The sequence below is a fragment of the Myxococcus virescens genome (assembly GCF_900101905.1).
In the GTDB taxonomy this organism is placed as follows: domain Bacteria; phylum Myxococcota; class Myxococcia; order Myxococcales; family Myxococcaceae; genus Myxococcus; species Myxococcus virescens.
In genome coordinates this window covers 21,791-41,605 of record NZ_FNAJ01000005.1, presented here as the reverse complement: position 1 = coordinate 41,605, position 19,815 = coordinate 21,791, and the positions used below count along the sequence as shown (strand labels likewise).

Genomic DNA, 19,815 nt, shown 5'->3' with positions numbered 1-19,815 from the left:
CTGCTCCCCTAGAGCAGCTCGTCACCCTCCTCGGGCGGCAGGGGCCGCCCTGACTTCTCCGCTTCCAGCTTCTCCAGATGCCGGAAGATGGTGCGCGGGTCCACTCCCAGGTCCTTGGCCGTCTTGGTGCGGTTCCCGTTGTTCCGGGCGAGCACCTCGTTGATGTAACGCTTCTGGAACTCTTCCTTGGCCTGGAGCAGCGGCATGATGGGCTCCAGGTTCTCCGGCTTCAGGTCCAGGTCATCCGGCCCCAGGAGCGGCTTGTCCGCGAGCACCACCGCCTTCTTGAGCCGGTTCTCCAGCTCGCGGATGTTGCCCGGCCAGCCGTACTTGCGCATGGACACGGTGGCGGAGGGGGTGAAGCCGCGGGCCTTGGAGCTGAACTCGCGGGCGTACTTCTGGAGGAAGAAGCGGCCCAGCACCACCACGTCCTCGCCGCGCTCGCGCAGGGGCGGCAGCTTCAGCGTGACGACGTTGAGGCGGTAGTAGAGGTCCTCGCGGAAGGTGTTCTTCTTCACCTCGTCCTCGAGCACCTTGTTGGTGGCCGCCACCACGCGGATGTCCACCGGCTCGCCGCGGTTGTCGCCGACCTTGTAGACGACCTTCTCCTGGAGCGCGCGCAAGAGCTTCACCTGGAGCTGGAGCGGCATCTCCCCGATTTCGTCCAGGAAGAGCGTGCCGCCAATGGCCGCCTGGAACTTGCCGGCTTTGGTGGCCACCGCGCCGGTGAAGGCGCCCTTCACGTGGCCGAACAGCTCGCTCTCCAGCAGGTTCTCCGGAATCGCGCCGCAGTTGATGGTGATGAAGGGGCCCTTCGCGCGCGTCGAGCGGCGGTGGATTTCCCGCGCGATGAGCTCCTTGCCGGTGCCCGTCTCACCGGTGATGAGCACGGAGATGTCCGTGGGCGCGATCTTGTCGATGCGCTTGTACACGTCCCGCATGCCCTGACACGCGCCGACGATGTCGCCATAGCGCTGGTCCTCCAGCTTGCGGCGAAGCTCGGTGTTGTCGAGCTTGAGGTCGCTCACCAGCATCGCGTTCTGGAGGATGAGCGACGCCTGCGCCGCGAAGATGGTGAGCATGTCCGCGCTCTTGGGCTCGAACCGGTTCACCAGCCGGTCGTTGCCCACGTAGAGGACGCCGAAGAGGTCGCCCTTCTGCATCAGCGGCACGCACATGACGGAGTGGACGCGCAGGTTCACCACCGACTCGCTCTTGTTGAACTCCGGCGAGTCCAGCGCGTCCGCGACGATGAGCGCCTTCTGCTCCTTCACCACCTTGGCGATGATGGAGTCGGAGATCTTGTCCTTCTCCACCGCGTCCTCGATGTTCTCCCGGGACACGTTGCGCGCCACCTTCACGCGCGGGTCCCCGTTCTCCATCAGGATGAGGAAGCCCTTGTCGGCGCGCGTCACCTCGATGGCCTCGTCCATCAGGCTCTCCAGGAGGCGCTCCAGGTCGTAGAGCCCCAACAGCCGCTCGCTGAACGCGGTGAGCCGGCGCAGCAGCAGCAGCTCGCGGCCGGGGACGCCGGGCAGCTCCGAGGTGTGCGAGTCGGGGTTGGACGTGTGAATCAGCTCGCGCGGAGGGGACGCGGGGAGCGGCGGTGCACGGGGCGCGTCGTCCCGGGCGAAGATCAGCTCGGTGTGGCCCACGCGGACCACGTCGCCGGTGGAGAGCGCATGGGCGTCGCGCTTCTTGCCGTTGACGTGGAAGGTGGCGCCCAGGCTGCCCACCTCGTAGCGCGTGCCGTCGAAGGTGACGTGCAGGGCGCTGGCGGGCACGGCGGTGTCCTCCAGCGGGATGTCGTTGTCCGGGCCCCGGCCAATGCTGGTGAGACGCTTGTGCAGGGAGACTGCGCGGACCTTGCCATCGGGGGTGCGGACGGTGAGGCTGGCCATGGCTTCACGTACCTGGAGGGAGTCTCCGTCAGAAGGAGAGCGTGAGACCGGCGCCGAGTCCGCCGGAGGTCGGGTAGATGCCCACGCGCGTGTACGTCTTCGGTGCCGTCGCGCGGGCGGAAGTGGAGCGGGGGAGCGGCTCCGCGGGTTGTTCGGCGCGAGGCTCCACCGTGCTGCGGACCACCTGGTCCTCGTGGTGGAACAGCGCGTCCACCACGCCCACGGCGTAGATGGCGTAGAAGCCCGCGGCCGACGACAGCTTGAGCAGCTGCCACGCGTCGCGCTGCCTGGCCCGGCTGGTGGGGATGTAGCGCACGGTGACGGAGGCCCGGCCATCCGGGTCCAGCACGTTGTCCAGATCGATGGTGCGCTCTTCGAAGAGTCCTTCGTAGGCGAAGAAGGAGATGATGCTCGTCACCGCCAGCACACCTTCGGTGGCGGCGAAGACGATGCCCAGACTGGTGCGGCCCTGCTGGAACTGGCCGGCGCCGAAGGGGACGAAGTTGACCAGGAAGTTGCGCTTCTCCACCGTGCGCACCGTCACCTGGGACGCCAGCTCCTCGGCGCGGCGGCGCTGCACCTCGGCTTCCAGGCGCTCGCGCTCGCGGCGCTCGGCCTCCGCCTTCTCGCGCTCCTGACGCAGCCGCCGCTCCTGGCGCAGGAAGTCCAGCTCCGTGTCCATGTCCTCCTTGAGCGTGTCGAAGAAGGCCACCGCGGGCGGCGGGACGACGAAGGGGTCCAGGCTGAAGTCCGGATCCAACCGGAGCAGCGCGCGCAGGTGGCGGCGGGCGTCGTCGGTGCGGCCCAGGTTGAAGGCCGCCAGGCCCGCGAGCTTGTGCAGCTCCGCCAGGTCGTCTTCATCCAGGCCGCCCCGGTCGATGCGCGACGCCGCGCGGTCCATCACCTCCGCGTACTTGCCGTACTCGAAGCTGGCGCGCAGCGCGGCGACCTCCGGGTCACCGGCGTCCTGGGCGAGCGTGGCGCCCGGAGCGAGCAGCAGCAGCGCCGAGAGCAAGAGCGGGAGGCAGCGGCTCATTCTGGGCGGAGGCTCCCGCGCAGGGTGGTGGGTTCGCCCGGCCGCAGATGCACCACCCGGCGCTCCGGCACGTAGCCGGGGTGGGAGACCTCCACCACCACGGTGTGCTGGAAGCCCGCGGGGCCTCGCGGAGAGCGGACCTCGAAGGGCGTCTTCACGCTGTCCTCCGCGGAGCGGAACTCGTCGCCCACGCGCACCAGCGCGCCCGCGGGCTCGAAGTCGACCGACAGGCGGGACGCCTTGGGCTGGGCGCGCAGGTGGAAGACGTTGTCGCCGTCCGGCTGCACGTCGATGGTGTCCACCACGTCCTCGCAGTAGTCGCAGGAGATGGTGACGGTGTGCCGGCCCGGCGTCACCTCCACGTCATGCTTCTGGAGCGGCTGGGCGCTCGCCGCGCCGTCATCCACGCGGATGCTGCCATAGGGGCGCACCAGGATGGACACTGGCAGCTTGCGCACCAGCGGCTTGCGCGGTGCTTCCTCGTCCTCGCCCGCGGGGCGTGTGCCCATGCTGCGAACGGTGCCGCCCACGGCCGGCGTGCCATCCGTCCGCGGCGACAGGCCTCCCGGCGCCGGCGTGCCCTTGACCGCGCGCGAAGCCGGGCGGGGCGGCTGCGACGTGCCAGGGCCGGGACGCCCGGCGCTCTCCTTCGGGGCCGGGGTGGTGTCGGGAGGCGCGACGGTGACGAGCGGCTCGGAAGGCGGGGCCGGAGGCAGCGTGGCCGCGACCTGTCCGGGCGTGGTGGCGTCGGGCGGGGGGGTGGCTTCGGCGTCGTTCGCGTGGCGGGCCTTCCAGCCGCCCAGTCCCAGCAGTCCGGCGGCGGCCACGCCCACGCCCAGACGCAGCCCCCGGCGGCGCCACGTCTTGATGCGCTGGGCGCGCTGGATGCTCTTGAGGAGCGCCAGCGCCCGCGCGTTGGTGGTGTCCAGCGCCAGCACCTGGTTGAGACTGGCCAGGGCGCGCGGGGTGCGCTTCTCCGCGAGCTGCCGCTCGCTGCGCTCCAACAGGGTGGCGACGATGCGCTGACGGGCCAGCTTCCGGTACGACGCCGGGTCCGCGAAGTACGACACCAGCTCCTCGCCCACGCGGGCGAAGCCCAGGCCGGCCAGGTAGTCCGCCAGGGCGTCCCGCAGCCGGGCCGCGTCGGGGTAGCGCCGCTCCGGGTCGCGCTGCAGACAGATGGCGCAGATGTCCGCCAGCTCGTCCGACAGCGCGGGCACGCGCCGGCGTGCGTCCTCGTAGTCCCCGTCCAGGATGCGCTTGAGCGTGGCGGTGGTGTTGGGCGCGCTGAAGGGCAGCCGTCCCGTCATCGCCGCGTAGAACATGATGCCCACGCTGAAGACGTCCGCCGTGGGGCCCGCCTCCAGGCCTTCGATGATCTCCGGGGCCATGTGGGCTGGCGAGCCCACCAGCGTGCCGGTGACGGTCATCCGCTCCTCGATGTCCATCAGCCGCGCGATGCCGAAGTCCATGAGCTTGAGGACGCCGTCCTCGCGCACCATGACGTTCTCCGGCTTGAGGTCGCGGTGGATGACGCCGGACTCGTGCGCGTGCGCCAGCGCCGCGGCCAGCTCGTGGATGACCATGGCCGCCAGCTCCGGCGGGTCCATGGGCCCCTCGTCCAGGAACGTCTTCAGCGTCTGCCCGCGGATGTACTCGGTGACGATGAACGCGTCCTGGGCGTCCGCGGCGGAGAAGTCGAAGACCTCCAGGATGTTGGGGTGGTGCAGCTTGGCCACCGCGCGGGCCTCGCGGGCCAGCCGCCGGCGGGACTCGTCCTTGCCGGCCAGGTGCGGGTGCAGCACCTTCACCGCGACTTCACGGTCCAGGGCGGTGTCGAGCCCTTTGTACACGACGCTCATGCCCCCCGAGCCCAGTTGCTCGAGGATGCGGTAGCGACCGATATGGCGGCCGACGAGCGTCGTCATGGCGGTTTGGCGGTCCCCTCAGTCCCCGAAGCTGATGCCCATGCTCTTGGTGAAGCGCACCAGCTCACCCGCCGGATCCACCCGGCGCTCCTTGCGCGACTCGCTCAAGGGGACCGCGATGATTTCGCCCGCGCGCAGGGCCACCATGTGGTCCCACTGGCCCGCGCTCACCAGGTCCAGCACCTTGCACCCGTAGCGAGTGGCCAGTACCCGGTCCGCCGCGCTGGGGCTGCCCCCGCGCTGGAGGTGGCCCAGCACCGTCACGCGAATCTCCGCCTCGATGTGCCGGGCCAGCAGGTCCGCCAGCACCTTCCCCGAGCCGCCGAGCCGCACCACGCCCCGGCCGGGGATGGCCTCCGCCGTGTCCAGCACGGCCAGCTCGCCGCCCTGGGGGAACGCGCCTTCGGAGATGGCGATGATGGAGAAGCTGCGACGGCGGGTGGAGCGGCGGCGGATCTTCTCCACCACGGACTCCACGCTGTACGGAATCTCCGGAATCAGGATGACGTCCGCGCCCCCGGCGATGCCGCTCTCCAGGGTGAGGAAGCCAGCGTGGCGGCCCATGATCTCCACGACCATCACCCGGTCATGGGCCTCGGCGGTGGAGTGCAGGCGATCGAGCGCCTCGGTGACGATGAGCCGCGCGGTGTCGAAGCCGAAGGTCTGATCCGTCCCGGACAGGTCGTTGTCGATGGTCTTCGGACAGCCGACCACCTTGAGCCCCTTCTCCACGAGCCGGTGGGCGATGGACAGCGTCCCGTCGCCGCCCACGGCGATGAGCCCGTCCAGGCCCAGCTCCTCGCAGCGGCGCAGGACCTGATCGGACACGTCCCGCTCCACCCAGTGCCCATCCTCACGGGTCGCGTAGCTGAAGGGGTTGGCCTTGTTGGACGTGCCCAGGATGGTGCCGCCCTTGGGGAGGATGCCGCGGGTGTCCTCCTCGGTGAGCGGGTGGGCGAGCCCTGGCTCCACCAGCCCCATGTAGCCGTTCTCGATGCCCACGAACTCGTAGCCGAATTCGTGCGTGCCCCGCTTCACGAGGCCGCGAATGAGTGCGTTGAGGCCGGGGCAGTCGCCACCGCCGGTCAGGACTCCAAGTCTCATGGGACGGGGCATACAGGTCGGACGCGGGTGTCAGAGGGAGGGTGCTTCACCATGACAGAAACGTCGGACCTGATTGTAGGGGGGGGCCCCCGGGGGTGCAACGCGTGAATCACCGGCCAGGGCTGATTCGCGAGTGGAAACGGGCGTTTTCCTCAGTCCCGCTTCAGGCGGCGGCGCGAGGCCACCCGGTCCAGCAGGGCCTGGAGCCGAGGCTCCGGCTTGTCGGGAAGCGCCCTATCTGTCGGTGACTGTAGGGGCATGGCCTTCGCGAGGCCATAGAGCTCGATCAGCCGCTCCTTGAGCAGCTCGCTGTCCGGGCGTTCCTGGACCGCGCGCCGGTAGCAAGCAGCGGCGCCCGCATAGTCGCCCAGCGCGAAGAGGCGCTCGCCTTCCTGGACGGGGGAGGAAGGGCCCACGGGGAGGGGGATGCTGGCCTCGGCCCGAACGGCTTCGAGCACCTCCAACTCCGCGGGTTGGAGCAGCTCGCGCGCGTTGGCGAGCTTGAGGGCGAGCGCCTCGTCGTGCGGGAAGGCCCGCACCAGCGACTCGTACAGGCCGAGCGCTTCGGTGAGCTCGCCGCGGCGCAGGGCGCGATCGGCACGTGACTCCATGTCGGCCCTGGCGGCGGGGTTCATCTCCCGGGCAGGTTACCCGCGCCGCGCGGGGATGTCACAACGAACACGCAGGGAGACGCCGCGACAAGGCTCGGATTCCAGGAGGCCACACGCTGTGTCGGAGTGGCCGACACTCCGGCACGGATTCCAGAAGGCGGTGTGTGCGGTGCATGTCGCGCGCGCAGACGCCCGCGGCCAGGGTGCCGTGCGAGAGAGGCCGCTGCGACTGCGAGGAGACGGGGTGTCCCGGGCTATTTCGCTTCGGTACGGCGGAAGAACACGTCGGTGTTTTCGTTGGTCAGGTCTTCCAGCCAGGCCACGTAGCCGTGCGATCCGCCGCTGGAGGCGAAGACACGTGGCGCGGAGGAGCGCGTCGGCGTGTTGCTGAGGTCCGTCACGGGGGTGAACGACGCGCCCAGGTCACCGCTGGCCCGGTAGAAGATGTCGACCGAGCCGGCGGTGGTGTCCTCCCACGCGACGCGCAGATGCGACTGGGCCGCGGAGAGGCTGACGGCTCCGGAGTATCCCGGGCTCAGGCTCAGGTTGCGCGGCGCGGAGAACGTGGCCCCGTGGTCGTTGCTGGTGCGCAGGAGGATGTCGAAGTTGCCGGGGCTGTCGTCCTGCCACGCGACGAAGACGTGCTGACCCGAGATTTCGAGGTCCGGAGCGAGCGCGAAGCCTTGGCTCCCACTCATGGCTTGGGTGGGCCCAAAGCTCGCTCCCCGGTCGGTGCTGCGGCGGTAGAGGATGGTGCAGGTGTCCGGGAAGAGGTCGTTGCATTCCTCCCAGACCACGTGGACCTTCTGGTCCTTGACGGCGATGCGGGCGAGCAGTGACGGCTGTCCTGGGCCCTCGCCGGCACTGAGGTTGAGACGCGGTGCGAAGGCCGTTCCCTCGTCGGGGCTGGTCCTCACGTACACGTCGGGCCGGTCATCCGCGTCGATGTTGTCGCCCACCATGTAGACGCGATTGTTGGACGCGGTCATCTCCGTCACCCCGGTGCCATGACGGTCATCCAGCGCCAGGGTGGGGCCGAAGGTCATCCCCTTGTCGTGACTCGCGCGGAATTGCTGGGTCGCGGACCGCGGGCCCGTGAGCTCGGTCCATGTCACGTACACGTCGCTGTTCTCGGCCGCGAGCCGGGGCGAAAAGCCGTGCGCGGCCAGGGTCACCACGGGGTCGAAGTTCCTTCCGTTGTCGTGGCTCACGCGGAACTGGATGCCCTGGTCGTGCCAGGCGACGTAGACCTTCTTTCCCTCCGCGACCACGGTGGGGAGGTAGGCGGACCCGGTGTTGTTGCTCAGCCTCAGGGGAGGCTCGAAGCTCTTTCCCTGGTCCGAGCTCCTGCGCAGGTAGACGTGGGTGACGTCCAGGGACGATGTATCACTCCACACGATGTAGACGTTGCTGTCGGCGACGGCTGTCTGGAATTCGAAGTTGAAGGTGGGCGTCCCGCTCAAATTCAGCACTGGACCGAAGGTCTCCTGGAGTCGTGCCGGAACTTCCTGGGCCGCCGCACTCCTGGAGAACAGCACGGTTCCGAACAGTACGCCCCTGAGACATCGGCTCATCGTGCTCGCCATGTTCCCCATCCCCCTCACCAAAGGCGAGGCGGAGGAATAGGCGCTGGCCGCGTGCGGTGTCACTGAACGGGGGCGCTGTTCGCATGGGAATGGCGAACGGGGAGGCGCCCTGGGAGACGAACGGGCGAGTTCGCCGTGGGATGCCGAGATGGCGCTTGCGGCGGTGCCGATGCGGGGCCAGTGTCGTCCTACTTCGCGGTGCTCACTTCCAGGATGGACCCATGACCTACAAGCCCGACGGCTACACCTCTGCGGCACCTTATCTCGTAGTGGACGGCGCGAACCGGACCATCGACTTCCTCGTCGAGGTCTTCGGTGCCGAGCGGCTGCGCATGTTTCCCGGGGACGCCGGTAGACTGGCCCATGGTGAGGTCCGCATCGACGACACCGTCATCATGCTGAGCGACGCGGCCAACGGCTGGCCCGTGGTGCCGGCCCATGTCCACGTGTACGTCGCGGACGTGGACCGGATCTACCAGCGCGCGCTCGACGCCGGCGCCGTGGCCGTGAAGGCTCCTGTCAACAGTGGGGATGGGGACAAGCGCGGTGGTTTCCGCGACGCCGGTGGCACCACGTGGTGGGTGTCGACTCAAGAGGCGCGTTGACGGGAACCTGGAGGCCCGGGCTCGTCCGCGTGCTTGTGCTCCTTCATGACGGCGGAGCCTGTGCGCGGCCGAGTCGCCCGTAGGGACGCCCGGCGTTCCTACCCTCTTGGCTGAACCCATTCAGCAGAGGGATTCGTCATGTTCCACCCAGCACGACACCGGCACTCCATCCACTGCATCCTGCCGCCCTACCTGGCTCGCTCCATCGCGCAGAACGGCACCAGCGATCAACGTGAGCGTGTCCTGCGGACGCTTTCCACGGATTCGACGTTCCGTGCGCTCCGGCTCGCGGGAAGCAGAACGACCCCATCGACGCTCGTCACCCGTCCCAGGGCCATGATGGTGGAATCCGCGCTGCATCGGACCATCTTCGATTTGAGGAACAGCGAAGCGTTTCCTGGCACGCCCGTTCGCTTCGAGGGACAGGAGGCGACGGACGACATCGCCGTCACTGAGGCCTATGACGGCCTGGGAGACACCTACAACTTCTTCTGGGAGATTTTCGGACGCAACTCCATCGACGGGGATGGGATGCCGCTGCAGGCCTTCGTCCATTACGGGAACGACTACGACAACGCCTTCTGGGATGGGCGGCGCATGGTGTTCGGCGATGGGGACGGCGACCTCTTCAACCGCTTCACCATCTGCCTGGACGTCATCGCGCACGAACTCGCGCACGGTGTCACCGAGGACGAGGGACCGCTCTGGTATTTCCGCCAGGCGGGCGCGCTCAACGAGTCCATGTCCGACGTCTTCGGCTCCCTGGTGCGCCAGATGAAGCTCAATCAGAAGGTGGATGCGGCGGACTGGCTCATCGGCAAGGGACTCTTCACCGGCAACGTGGAGGGGGTCGCGCTGCGCTCCATGAAGAATCCGGGGACGGCCTTCGATGATGACGTGCTGGGCAAGGACCCTCAGCCCGGACACATGAAGGACTACGTCCGGACGTGGGAAGACAACGGGGGGGTGCACATCAACTCCGGAATCCCCAACCGGGCGTTCTACCTGGTTGCGTCGCAGCTGGGCGGCTACGCCTGGGAGCGGGCGGGGCGCATCTGGTACGACGCCATTCGCGACTCACACATCAAGCCCGACATGGGCTTCCTCGACTTCGCGCGCATCACCGTGATGTCCGCGACGCGCTTGTTCGGCGCGGGAGAGGAGGAAGACGCGGTCCGGGAGGCGTGGGAGCAGGTGGGCATCCGCGTCGCACGGTCGGGTGTCCGCATGCCCGCGTTCGTCGGCGCCGTCACCCAGCCCTCGACACAAGCGGGGCGCGCCCCCAGGGCGTAAGGGCTGTGTCGCGGCTGCCATGCGTATCGAACTCAAGCGCGAAGGTGGGCCGGCCTACTTCCCTGGGCTGGCTCGGCCAAGAGTGGTGGACCTGACGAGCCTGCCCCCAGAGCAGGCGGAGGCGCTGCGGAAAAGCGTCCAGGCCGCCCGCTTCTTCGAACTGCCTCCCGTTGTGGGCACCCTGCCTCCAGGCGCCGCGGATGCCCGCCGGTTCACCCTGACCGTGGAGGAGGAGGGGCGGCGGCATACCGTCCAGTTCATCGAGCCCGTGGAGGAGCCACGGCTTCATGACCTGCTGGAGCAGGTGACGAAGGCGGAGAGGGCGCAGCGCCGCGGCGCTCGGCCAGGCACGCCTGGGTGAGGCACCGTGCCTGGTCGAAGACAGCGATTGGCCGGCGTGCCCGGGCAGGTATTCTCCCCGAGATGCGTATGAACCGTTCCCTGGTCTTCTGCCTCTTGCTGACCGCCTGTGCGACCACGCCGCGCGAACCCGCCTCCGTTGCGGAGGCGTATGCCCGCGCCCTCGAGGAAGGACGTGTCGGGGACGCGTTCGCGCTGACGGTGGGTGGGCCCGAGGAGGAGTCGGCGTTCCTGGAGCGCTATTCGGATCCCGGAGCTCGCAGCGCGCGGGCCGCGGACGTCCGCGCCGGCGCGCCGCTCCTCGAGGCGCGAGCGCCCTCCCTGACGGTCGCGCAGTCCACTCAGGGGTGGCGTGTCGTCGAGGCCCGGCCCGCGGATGTGCCTCGGGCCGCCCTTCGCCAATTCATCGACAGCGTGGAGGCCCGTGACTGGAAGGCCGCCTGGGGCCAGCTCGCCGGACCCTTGCGAGCGCGTTACACACCGGAGCGCCTTCGCGAGGATTTCGAGCGCGAACCGCTTGCGAAGGAGCGTCTCCGCCGTGCCCGGCTCGCACTCAATACGCATGTCCGCGTCGGCGCGGGAGAGGCCGTGTTCCCGCTGGGCGACGAACGCGCCGTTCGGCTGGTGCTCGAAGAGGGGGAGTACCGGATCGCGGCGCTCGAGTGAGGCCAGCGCCCATGCTCAGCGCGTGAACTCCAGCGCCAGCTTCTCCAGCAGTTCCTTCGTGCCCGCTTCGCGGCCGCGGATCGCGTCCTGTCCGCCCTCGAAGTACGCGCCCTGCTCGGTATAGGACATGCGCGTCTTGTCGCCCTCGGCGGTGAACTGCACCGTCACCAGCGACGAGGAGATGCGCTTGCCTGCGATGGTCATCGTGTAGGCGAAGACGATGCGCTCGTTGGGGATGATGTCCGTGTAGAGCGTGTCGTTGCCAATCTCCGGGCCTCCCTGGAACCGGAAGACCCCCCCCTCGCGGCCTCCCGCCTGGAAGTTCAGCTCGTAGCGGCCAACCTCCCAGCCCTCGCCCTCGACGAACCAGCGGCGGCGGATTTCAGGGTTCTCAAATGCGTTGAACACGCGGGGAACGGGGGCGTTGAAGACGCGGTCGATGGTGAAGGTGCTGTGAACGACGGTCATGGCTTGTCTCCAGAGGGTGGGGCGGGTTCTTCGGACAGCAGGGCTTCGAGCCGATCGAACTTCCGCTCGATGAGGCTCTTTCGATCGGCAATCCACTGCTCGGCCACCCGGAAGCCCTTGGGCTCCAGCCGGCACGAGCGCACGCGGCCAACCTTCTCGGTCGTCACGAGGCCGCTCTCCTCGAGCACCTGAAGGTGCTGGACGACGGCCGCGAGCGAGATGCCAAGCGGCTTGGCGAGCGCACTCACCGAGGCGGGTCCATTGCCCAGGGTTTCGACCATCGCTCGGCGCGTGGGGTCCCCCAGGGCGTGGAAGACCCGGTCGATGTCCGATTGGTTAGGCACGGACTTAAGTATTGGGATGCGGGTTCAATTGTCAAGTCGATGCTTAAGTATTGGCGGAAGTCGATGAGGCTGGCCGCCCGCTCGGGCCGAGTACGAGAGACAGGGCGTTACGGCGGGGCGGGCACGTAGCGCCGGCTGGGCGTGCCCTCGTAGTCGTTGCAAGGACCCGGTGACCTGCCAGTAGCGGCGGTGTCAGCACCTCAAGGCATGACAGGGCCGCGAATGCGCCCCCCGCCGGTGTCGTCGCGGGCATCCGGCACGTTCACCGCGTGCCCCGGCGTTTGATCGCGGCGCCGGCGGCGCCGCCAGTCGACGCACCGAGTCCACCACACGCTCCCGCGGGTTCACCGGGCTAGCCAAAGTCCCCGCTGCATACACGCCGTTGTTCGTCGCGAGCACATCGCCGGGGCAGTTGTCCTGTGGCGGCGCCGCAGCACCCTCCGAGGGCGCTCCCACGGGCGACGGGCCTTCCGGAGGCGACGCGTTCCCCTCCAAGACGCCACTGTTCGGTCCCGGCGCGCATGACATCAGCCATCCGGCCAGGACCCAGGTCACGAGACGCGTCCGACTTCCGCCAACGCCATTCATGCGCGGCCACCCAGGGCTGGGTGCAGTCCTGTGTCTGGAACGGATGGGCTGATTATTCAGGTCTCGCCCGAGATGCGACTCGCACGAATGTCCTTGCGAGCGAGCGCTTTCGGACAACCGGATTCGGCACTCCGGGTCAGTCTCCATCGTCAGCCCAGCCCGCAGGGCCACACGCCGTGCGTTGTGGTCGCGAGGCCACCCGGCTTCCGGGCGGGCGTTGGCGTGGGGGGATGACTATGATGCCTCGGTGCACGCCACCTTCCTGGCCGTCGGACTGCTGACGCTGCCGGGCGCGCTCGGAACGGAGCTGCGCCGGGATGGCTATTCGTTTCGCCCACCGAAGGGCTTCCACATGGTGCGGTGGGAGCAGTACGCCGGCTCGCGCGTGGGCGCGGTGGCGCTGGACCCGGACGCGCCGCGCGCCTTGTCGGCGGCCCTCACCGACGGTGAGGGCCCGGACGCCGCCACGCTGCTCGTGTCCGTGGTGGGGCGCGGCTTCAGCGCGAGCCCCTCTGACCGGGAAGAGTTCGCGTCCGCGGTGATGCAGCACTACCAGCGCGAGCTGGGGCTCTCGCTCGCCGCGGAACGCGTGGAGCGCCTGGGCGGGGTGACACCGCGTGTGGAGGTGCTGGGGACGCTGCGCGAGGCAGGGCAGGTCCGCACGGTGCTCGTCGCGGGCCTGGCCTCGGAGGGGGAGCACGCCGTGGTGATGGTCAGCGCGCCCGCGGTGCGGTGGCAGGCGCTGGAGCCGCAAGTGCGCGCCTCGCTGGAGACCTTCCGCCACGAGCCGCCGAGCGCGGGGGGCCCCGTCCCACGCCGGGTGTTGGGCGCGCTGGCGGGAGCCCTTGCCGGAGCGCTGGTCGTCTCGTACACGGCGTGGCGCCGGCGGCGGCTGCGTCACGCGGCGGGCAACCCCACGTAGTCGCCCCGCGTGGGCGGTCAGTGCACGGAGAGGAACACCCGGGCCTGCGGGATTCCGCGTGAGACGGTATCGAAGTCGCGGAAGAAGCTGTTTCGCTCGAAGAAGGTGAAGCTGGCGCCCAGGCCCAGGTTGGCGAACAACGGCACGTCCAGCAGCAAGGTGCCCTCATGCACCAGATGGTTGCCGTCCGCGCCGTTGAGCGTGTGCAGCCACGTGCTGCCCGCGTGCAGCTTGAGGTACTCCCAGGGCCAGCGCCCGTAGGACGCCTCGAAGTGGAAGCCCAGGCCCGGGCCATAGTCGTAGTCGCGGCCCACCATGTCCGCGTACTCGGAGGTGATGCCCGCGAGCACCACGCCTCGCAGATGAAGCGCCAGGCGCAGCTCACGGCCCTCCTGCGTCAGGTACCGGTACACGAGCCCCGCGCCAATCGACTGACCGCCCAGCTCGTAGGCCTGCGTGTCGTTGTAGTCGAAGTGCTGGAAGGCGCCGAGCAGCACGCGCTCGTTCCCACCGTTCTCCAGCGGGAGCATCGCCAGCGCGCCCTTCACCTCGGCGCGGCTGATGAGTCGGTTTTCGCCAGTGGTGAACTGCACGCCCAGGTTGAAGGCGTCGAAGGGCGCGTCCACCGGGAAGCGCAGGGCATCGCCGTAGCGCAGGTCCAGCTCCGCGAAGAACTGGTTCAGCGTCGTGCCCGCGTCGATGTTCAGGTAGCCGGTGCGTGTCAGCACGGCGAACACGGGCGGCTGCCAGTCCTCCGGGGTGGGCGCGTTGCGCCAGGCATCCCCGCGCACCACGCGGTTGAAGCCTCGGATGGGATTGAGCACCCCCGCGCTCACCTCGCGGGCGACGCGCCGGGTTCCCGTGGCGCGCTGGTCCAGCAGCATGGAGGACAGCCGGTAGATGACCTCGCCATGGGCCCACCCACCCATGGTGGTGTTGATGAGGTCGTTGAAGGAGGGCAGATGGTTCTCGCCGAACAACTCCCACTGGAGGCTGCCCACCAGGGTGAAGCCCATGGCGCCCCAGTAGTTGAAGCCGTGGTCCCGGGCGGCGTTGAAGTACGTGCTGCCGTGGTAGGGGTGCGCGAACTGATTGGTACTGAAATCATCCTTGTCCCAGACGAACCCCGTTTCGAGGTTGGTTCGCCAGGCGTCCAGACCGACCCGGGCAAAGTCCTTGTTCATGATGTATCGGTTGAAGCCCCACACCGTGAGGTTGATGGCCGTCACTTCACCCAGGGCCCACCAGAACTGGCGGGGCCGGGGAGGTGGGGCGGCGGCCTCCTCGTCCTCGGCGCGTGGCGCATCCGCGGGCAACTCCGCTGCCTGGGCGAGCGAGGGCAGCAGGGACACCAGCAGCGCCACCTTCCGCCATCGCGCCGCGGGGCCGCGCCGGCCGCACCACTGGCTGTGACGCATGCCGGCTCCCCCACCCGAAGGGCGAAGATGGGGACCCCGCGCGCGGTGCGACCATGGACCGGCGGCGCAGGCCCGCGTCGGTGGGTGGACGGACCGCCCGGTCGCCTGCCTGGCGCGGGACATGCGGCTGCACGTCCGTCGGAGAGCGCGGTGGGGTAGGGTGCGCCGCATCCATGTTCGCCTTCATCCTCGCAGCGGTGCTCACGCAGTCGCCGGTCGTGCCGGCGGAGCCGAGCCCGCCTCCCGCACCTGGCACCCCCGAAACCGTGCCCGCCGTGCCCTTGAGCGCGCTGCCACCCGCCACGCACGAGCTGTTCCAGCGCATCGAGGGACAGGTCGCGCAGGTGCGCATCATCGAGCGGCGCTCCGGCACGCGCTCGTCCATCGGCTCGGCCTTCTTCGTGTCGGCCGCCGGGCACGCGGTGACGAACTACCACGTGATTTCCGACGTGGTCATCCACCCGGAGGACTACACGGCGGAGCTGGTCTTGAAGGGCGGCGCAGAGCCCGTGCCGGTGCGCCTGGTGGACGTGGACGTGGTGCACGACCTAGCCATCATCCAGACGGCCACCCCGGTGCAGAGCTTCTTCGACCTGGACGACCGCGAGCCGCCGCAGGGCGCGCGCCTGTTCGCCATGGGCAATCCGCGCGACCTGGGCACCACCATCGTGGAGGGGACGTACAACGGCTTCATCCACGACGCGCTCTATGAGCGGCTGCACTTCAGCGGGGCCATCAATCCGGGCATGAGCGGCGGTCCCACGCTCACGGGCGAGGGCCGCGTGGTGGGCGTCAACGTGGCGACCATGGGCAACCAGGTGGGCTTCCTGGTGCCGGTGAAGCACGCGCGCGCGCTGCTGGCCCGCGCGCTGGAAGCCAAGGACTCCGGCGCGCAGGCCCTGCTGGACACCGTGCGCGCCCAGCTCCTGGACAATCAGCAGCGCGTCACAGAAAGGCTGCTGGGCGCGCCCGTGCCGCAGCAGACGCTGGGCAGCTACCGCGTGCCGGGGCGCTGGGGCACGTTCCTCAAGTGCTGGGGGGATACGCCGCATGACCCCGAGGTGCCGTACACGGTGACGAACTACCAGTGCTCGTCGGAGGAGGACATCTTCGTGTCCTCGCGCCACCGGACGGGCGTGGTGGCCTTCCTTCATCAACACGCCACCAGCCAGAAGCTGGGGGCGCTGCGCTTCTCCGCGCTCTACAGCGCGCTCTTCTCACAGGACCCGGAAGCGGTGGAGGCCACGCGGCAGGACGTCACCAACTACCGCTGCCAGTCGGAGTTCGTGGACGTGGCGGGCCTGCCCGTCCGCGCCGCGCTGTGCATGCGTGCCTACCGGAAGTTCCCCGGCCTCTATGACCTGGTGCTGCGCGCGGCCACGCTCAATGCCAGCACCAGCGGCGTGGACACGTCGCTCACGCTGGCGGGCTTCACCGCGGACAATGGCCGCAAGCTGGCGCGCCGCTACCTGGAGGGGCTGTCGTGGATGAAGTAATCTTCCTGGAGGTGTTGGAAGGGGACTCCGTCCAGGCCCGTCATCGCCTGGAGCGCTTCCCGGTCAACGTCGGCCGGGGTTACGGCAACGACGTCATCCTGGATGACCCGAAGATCTCCGCCGAGCACCTGCGCATCGAGCGCCGCGACGACGGCACGCTGGTGCTGCGCGACGTGGGCAGCCAGAACGGCACCTACCGCGTGGAGCCCTGGGCGCAGCTGGCCGAGCTGGAGCTGGCCACGGATACCCGCGTGTCCGTGGGGGACACGGTGCTGCGCTTCCGCGCGCGCAGTCACCCGGTGGAGAAGACCGTCGTGGCGGCGGCGCCCACCGCGCCGAGGCCGCGCGTGTTCGAGCAGCCCCGCTACTTCTCCCTGGCCCTGCAGGCCCTGCTGGGCGCCAGCCTGCTGGAAGGCTACCTGGCCAACTACGGGCGCACGGACTGGGGAGAGCTGACGGTGGCGCTGGTGGTGCCGCTGGGCATCACCTTCCTGTGGGCGGGGGGCTGGTCGGTGGCGAGCCGCATCGCCCGGCGCCAGTTCCACTACCGCACGCATGCCACCGTGGCCGCGCTGGTGCTGTTGGGCTCCGTCGTCATCCAGCCGCTGCTCACGTTGGTGGGCTTCAGCCTGGGGGTGAGCGGCAACCTGGCCTGGGCCCACCACGTCGCCTTCTTGTCGCTGATGGCCTGGGGGCTCTACTGGCACCTGCGCTACGTGACGCGCTGGGAGCCGGAGCGACTCATCCGGGTCATCGCCGTCGTCACGCTGTCGTTTGGCGCGCTGTCGCGGGCGGATGAATGGCTGGGCAACGAGTCCTTCAGCACGGAGCTGGGCTTCCGCCGGTCGCTCCTGCCTCCGGCCTTCCGGCTGGTGGGCACCGAGCCCATGGATGACTTCTTCTCCGACGCCGTGAAGGTCCAGGAACAGGTGGACGCGCTGGCGCGCGACCCGTGAGCCGCCAGGGGCCGGCAGGACGTCACGGGCGGGACGGTGGATGTCAGACCGGGCAGGTAGGAATGCTCGGATGGACGTCCATCAGGAGTTGAGGCCTGTCATCGGTGCCCGGTGGTCGCAGGTCCGGGGCGCGCAAGGGGAACGGCTCGCGGCCAGACACCGGGACGGTGGGCTGACGCGGGTCTTCGTGGCGCCGGACCTGGCGTCCTTCCGGGTGGTGGCGCGGGGGCTGCTGGCGCGGGGCGAACCTCCAGCGCGGGTGCACTTCGAGGAGACGCGTGGACGCCAGGGCATGTGGCCGGAGGCCGCGCGCTGGGAGGCCTGGGGGCGCGCCGCGTCCGGGGTGCCTCGGGACTTCGTGGGGCTGGCGCAGAAGGTGGTGTGCCACCGTGAGCCGGCGCGCTGGGCGCTGTTGTACCGCGTGCTGTGGCGGCTGACCCATGGAGAGCCGTCGCTGCTGGAGTGGCACGACGACGCGGACGTGCGGCGGCTGCGGTGGCTGGAGCAGGCGGTGCGGCGGGACACGCAGGCGCTGATGGCGGCCTTGCGCTTCCGCCGGGTGTGGCGGAACGGGCGCGAACACCATGTCGCGTGGTACCGGCCCGAACACCTCATCGTCCGGGACGTGGCGCCGTTCCTCGTGCGCCGCTTCCCGCACTTCTCCTGGAGCCTGTTCACGCCAGACACCTGGGCGCATTGGGACCGGGAGCGGTTGACCTTCGAGGAAGGCGGGGCGCTGCCGGAGTGGGCGCGCGCTCGGGTAGAATTGGCGGCGTCCCATTCACCACCACAGGCGGACGTGGAGCGCGCGTCCTTGCTGCTGGTGGGGGCTTCCCCCGTGGACATCGCGGAGCCGCCTTTCGCGGGTTCCGCGGGAGCGCTCCTGGAGGTCGTGTTGGGCCGCGCGGGGCTCACGCGTTCCAGTCGCCGGGTGGTGCGGCCGTGCGGGGACGGATGCCGCTCGCGGCACGGGGTGCTCCCTCCGACGGCGCGGGGGGAAGGGCGCACCTGCCGTCATGGGCTGGAGGGCGTGGTGGCGGAGGTCCGCCCGCGAATGATCATCGCGCTGGGGCCCGTGGCGGCGCAGGCCTTCCTGGGGGTGGGCTTCCGCATGCACCTGAGCCGGGGGCAGCTGTTGGACACGCGGTGGGCGGAGGGCTGGATGGCCACGTTCGACCCCGAAGCGGTGCTTCGGCTTCCAGAAGGCCGGGCGCGGGCGGAGGCGCGCATCCACTTCGAAGCGGATCTCCGGTCGGCGGCGGCGTGGTTGCGGCAGCGGCTCACGGGTGAAGCGCGGGCCCGGCGCGTGGAGGGTCCATGACGCCGCGGGCCCGGGTGCATCTCGCCTGTGTCAGCGCCCCGCCGACTCGGCCCTGCGCTCAGAGTCCACGCACGGTGTGAGGCTGGTAGGGGGCCTCCAAGGCCTTCACCTCGTCGGCGGTCAGCTTGAGGTCCACCGCGCGCACCGCGTCCTCCAGGTGCTCCAGCTTCGTGGCGCCGATGATGGGCGCCGTCACCGCGGGGCGCGAGAGGAGCCAGGCCAGGGCCGTCTGCGCGGGAGGCACGTTGCGCTTCTCCGCGACGCTTCGGTTCGCTTCCGCCACGTCCCAGTCACTGGCCTGGTCATAGAGCATGGGTGACAGCGTGTCCGACTTCGCTCGCGTGGTGGCGTCCCGGTCCTTCAGCGACTTGCGAGAGCCCGCGAGCAGGCCGCGGGCCAGCGGCGACCAGGGGATGACGCCAATGCCCTCGGCTTCGCACAGGGGCAGCATCTCCCGCTCCTCCTCGCGGTAGACGAGGTTGTAGTGGCCCTGCATGGACACGAAGCGCGTCCAGCCGCGCAGGTCCGCGATCCCCAGCGCCCGCGCGAACTGCCACGCATACGCGGAGGACGCGCCCAGGTAGCGCACCTTGCCCTGGTGCACGAGCTGGTCCAGGGCGGCCAGCGTCTCCTCCAGCGGCGTGTTCGGGTCCATCCGGTGAATCTGGTAGAGGTCGATGGCCTCCACGCCCAGCCGCTTCAGGCTGGCCTCGCAGCCCTGGACGATGTGCTTGCGCGACAGGCCCCGCATGTTCTGCCCGTCCCCCATGGGGAAGTAGACCTTGGTGGCCAGCACCACCTCGTCCATGCGCGCGTAACGGCGAAGGGCCCGGCCCGTGATTTCCTCGCTCGCGCCCAGTGAATACATGTCCGCGGTGTCGAAGAAGTTGATGCCCAGCTCCACCGCCCGGCGGAAGAACGGCTGCGCGGCTTCTTCATCCAGCACCCAGGGGCGCCACTTGGGCGTGCCGTAGCTCATGCAGCCCAGGCCGAGACGAGACACACGAAGACCCGTGCGTCCGAGGTTGGTGTATTTCATTCCGTTGGTTCCTCATTCATTCAGCGTGGATGGCGGCACGCCTCGTTGTGTCACTGGGCGTGTCATGGCTCATACCGTGGAAGTCCGAGGCGCGCGCGTACCAGGCCTTTTCTGGTTACTTGGAATCCGGTAGAAAGAGCCGGAATCCAAGGGGCGCTGTTCGGAGCGATGCG

18 protein-coding genes are annotated in these 19,815 nt (G+C 69.4%); 8 read left to right on the top strand and 10 right to left on the bottom strand.

Annotation, left to right across the window (positions count from 1 at the left end):
* Positions 1 to 8: 8 nt before the first annotated feature.
* The 6 genes from BLU09_RS16310 to BLU09_RS16285 form a co-directional block, all read right to left on the bottom strand.
* Positions 9 to 1,901 (bottom strand): sigma 54-interacting transcriptional regulator, encoded by a 1,893-nt coding sequence (locus tag BLU09_RS16310; protein ID WP_090490475.1) that lies wholly within the window; start codon positions 1,899 to 1,901, stop codon positions 9 to 11.
* 28 nt (positions 1,902 to 1,929) lie between these two features.
* Entirely contained in the window at positions 1,930 to 2,937 is a 1,008-nt protein-coding gene (locus BLU09_RS16305) for a hypothetical protein (protein WP_090490474.1), read from the bottom strand.
* Entirely contained in the window at positions 2,934 to 4,865 is a 1,932-nt protein-coding gene (locus tag BLU09_RS16300; protein ID WP_090490473.1) for a serine/threonine-protein kinase, read from the bottom strand. Before BLU09_RS16300 ends, BLU09_RS16305 begins: the two co-directional genes overlap by 4 nt.
* A gap of 18 nt (positions 4,866 to 4,883) precedes the next feature.
* Positions 4,884 to 5,969, bottom strand: a complete 1,086-nt coding sequence (locus BLU09_RS16295) for a 6-phosphofructokinase (RefSeq protein WP_186817794.1) — start codon at positions 5,967 to 5,969, stop codon at positions 4,884 to 4,886.
* A gap of 152 nt (positions 5,970 to 6,121) precedes the next feature.
* A complete protein-coding gene (locus BLU09_RS16290; RefSeq protein ID WP_090490471.1) occupies positions 6,122 to 6,604 on the bottom strand; it encodes a tetratricopeptide repeat protein in 483 nt (160 codons plus the stop codon).
* A 230-nt stretch (positions 6,605 to 6,834) separates the two neighbouring features.
* Positions 6,835 to 8,052 (bottom strand): sialidase family protein, encoded by a 1,218-nt coding sequence (locus BLU09_RS16285; RefSeq protein ID WP_244171770.1) that lies wholly within the window; start codon positions 8,050 to 8,052, stop codon positions 6,835 to 6,837.
* Positions 8,053 to 8,387: 335 nt separating this feature from the next.
* On the opposite strand from BLU09_RS16285, the gene BLU09_RS16280 reads away from it, so the two are divergent.
* The 4 genes from BLU09_RS16280 (at position 8,388) to BLU09_RS16265 (ending at position 11,090) form a co-directional block, all read left to right on the top strand.
* On the top strand, positions 8,388 to 8,771 hold the full coding sequence (locus BLU09_RS16280) for a VOC family protein (protein WP_090490470.1): 384 nt from the start codon (positions 8,388 to 8,390) through the stop codon (positions 8,769 to 8,771).
* Between the two features lie 138 nt (positions 8,772 to 8,909).
* The gene (locus BLU09_RS16275) at positions 8,910 to 10,064 is read left to right on the top strand and encodes a M4 family metallopeptidase (RefSeq protein ID WP_090490469.1); all 1,155 of its coding nucleotides are present in this window, start codon (positions 8,910 to 8,912) and stop codon (positions 10,062 to 10,064) included.
* A gap of 19 nt (positions 10,065 to 10,083) precedes the next feature.
* Entirely contained in the window at positions 10,084 to 10,425 is a 342-nt protein-coding gene (locus BLU09_RS16270; RefSeq protein ID WP_090490468.1) for a protealysin inhibitor emfourin, read from the top strand.
* Complete coding sequence (locus BLU09_RS16265; protein ID WP_090490467.1) at positions 10,422 to 11,090, top strand: hypothetical protein; 669 nt, start codon at positions 10,422 to 10,424, stop codon at positions 11,088 to 11,090. The genes BLU09_RS16270 and BLU09_RS16265 overlap by 4 nt, the downstream gene beginning before the upstream one ends.
* Before the next feature lie 15 nt (positions 11,091 to 11,105).
* Here BLU09_RS16265 and BLU09_RS16260 read toward each other — a convergent pair whose 3' ends face one another.
* Together BLU09_RS16260 and BLU09_RS16255 are read right to left on the bottom strand one after the other, a co-directional pair.
* Positions 11,106 to 11,558, bottom strand: a complete 453-nt coding sequence (locus BLU09_RS16260; RefSeq protein WP_090490466.1) for an SRPBCC family protein — start codon at positions 11,556 to 11,558, stop codon at positions 11,106 to 11,108.
* Positions 11,555 to 11,902 carry an ArsR/SmtB family transcription factor gene (locus BLU09_RS16255; RefSeq protein WP_090490465.1) on the bottom strand — a complete coding sequence of 116 codons (348 nt, stop codon included), beginning with the start codon at positions 11,900 to 11,902 and terminating at the stop codon, positions 11,555 to 11,557. The genes BLU09_RS16260 and BLU09_RS16255 overlap by 4 nt, the downstream gene beginning before the upstream one ends.
* 835 nt (positions 11,903 to 12,737) lie before the next feature.
* Here BLU09_RS16255 and BLU09_RS16250 point away from each other — a divergent pair.
* A complete protein-coding gene (locus tag BLU09_RS16250; RefSeq protein WP_090490464.1) occupies positions 12,738 to 13,412 on the top strand; it encodes a hypothetical protein in 675 nt (224 codons plus the stop codon).
* Positions 13,413 to 13,429: 17 nt separating this feature from the next.
* Here BLU09_RS16250 and BLU09_RS16245 read toward each other — a convergent pair whose 3' ends face one another.
* Positions 13,430 to 14,830 (bottom strand): DUF3943 domain-containing protein, encoded by a 1,401-nt coding sequence (locus BLU09_RS16245; protein WP_090490463.1) that lies wholly within the window; start codon positions 14,828 to 14,830, stop codon positions 13,430 to 13,432.
* Positions 14,831 to 15,003: 173 nt separating this feature from the next.
* Here BLU09_RS16245 and BLU09_RS16240 point away from each other — a divergent pair, with 173 nt between their 5' ends.
* The 3 genes from BLU09_RS16240 (at position 15,004) to BLU09_RS16230 (ending at position 18,603) form a co-directional block, all read left to right on the top strand.
* Positions 15,004 to 16,326 carry a S1C family serine protease gene (locus tag BLU09_RS16240; protein WP_090490462.1) on the top strand — a complete coding sequence of 441 codons (1,323 nt, stop codon included), beginning with the start codon at positions 15,004 to 15,006 and terminating at the stop codon, positions 16,324 to 16,326.
* Positions 16,314 to 17,282 (top strand): FHA domain-containing protein, encoded by a 969-nt coding sequence (locus BLU09_RS16235; protein WP_090490461.1) that lies wholly within the window; start codon positions 16,314 to 16,316, stop codon positions 17,280 to 17,282. Before BLU09_RS16240 ends, BLU09_RS16235 begins: the two co-directional genes overlap by 13 nt.
* 70 nt (positions 17,283 to 17,352) lie before the next feature.
* Complete coding sequence (locus tag BLU09_RS16230; protein WP_090490460.1) at positions 17,353 to 18,603, top strand: DUF4130 domain-containing protein; 1,251 nt, start codon at positions 17,353 to 17,355, stop codon at positions 18,601 to 18,603.
* Between the two features lie 58 nt (positions 18,604 to 18,661).
* Here BLU09_RS16230 and BLU09_RS16225 read toward each other — a convergent pair whose 3' ends face one another.
* Positions 18,662 to 19,642 carry an aldo/keto reductase gene (locus BLU09_RS16225; RefSeq protein ID WP_090490459.1) on the bottom strand — a complete coding sequence of 327 codons (981 nt, stop codon included), beginning with the start codon at positions 19,640 to 19,642 and terminating at the stop codon, positions 18,662 to 18,664.
* Between the last annotated feature and the right edge of the window lie 173 nt (positions 19,643 to 19,815).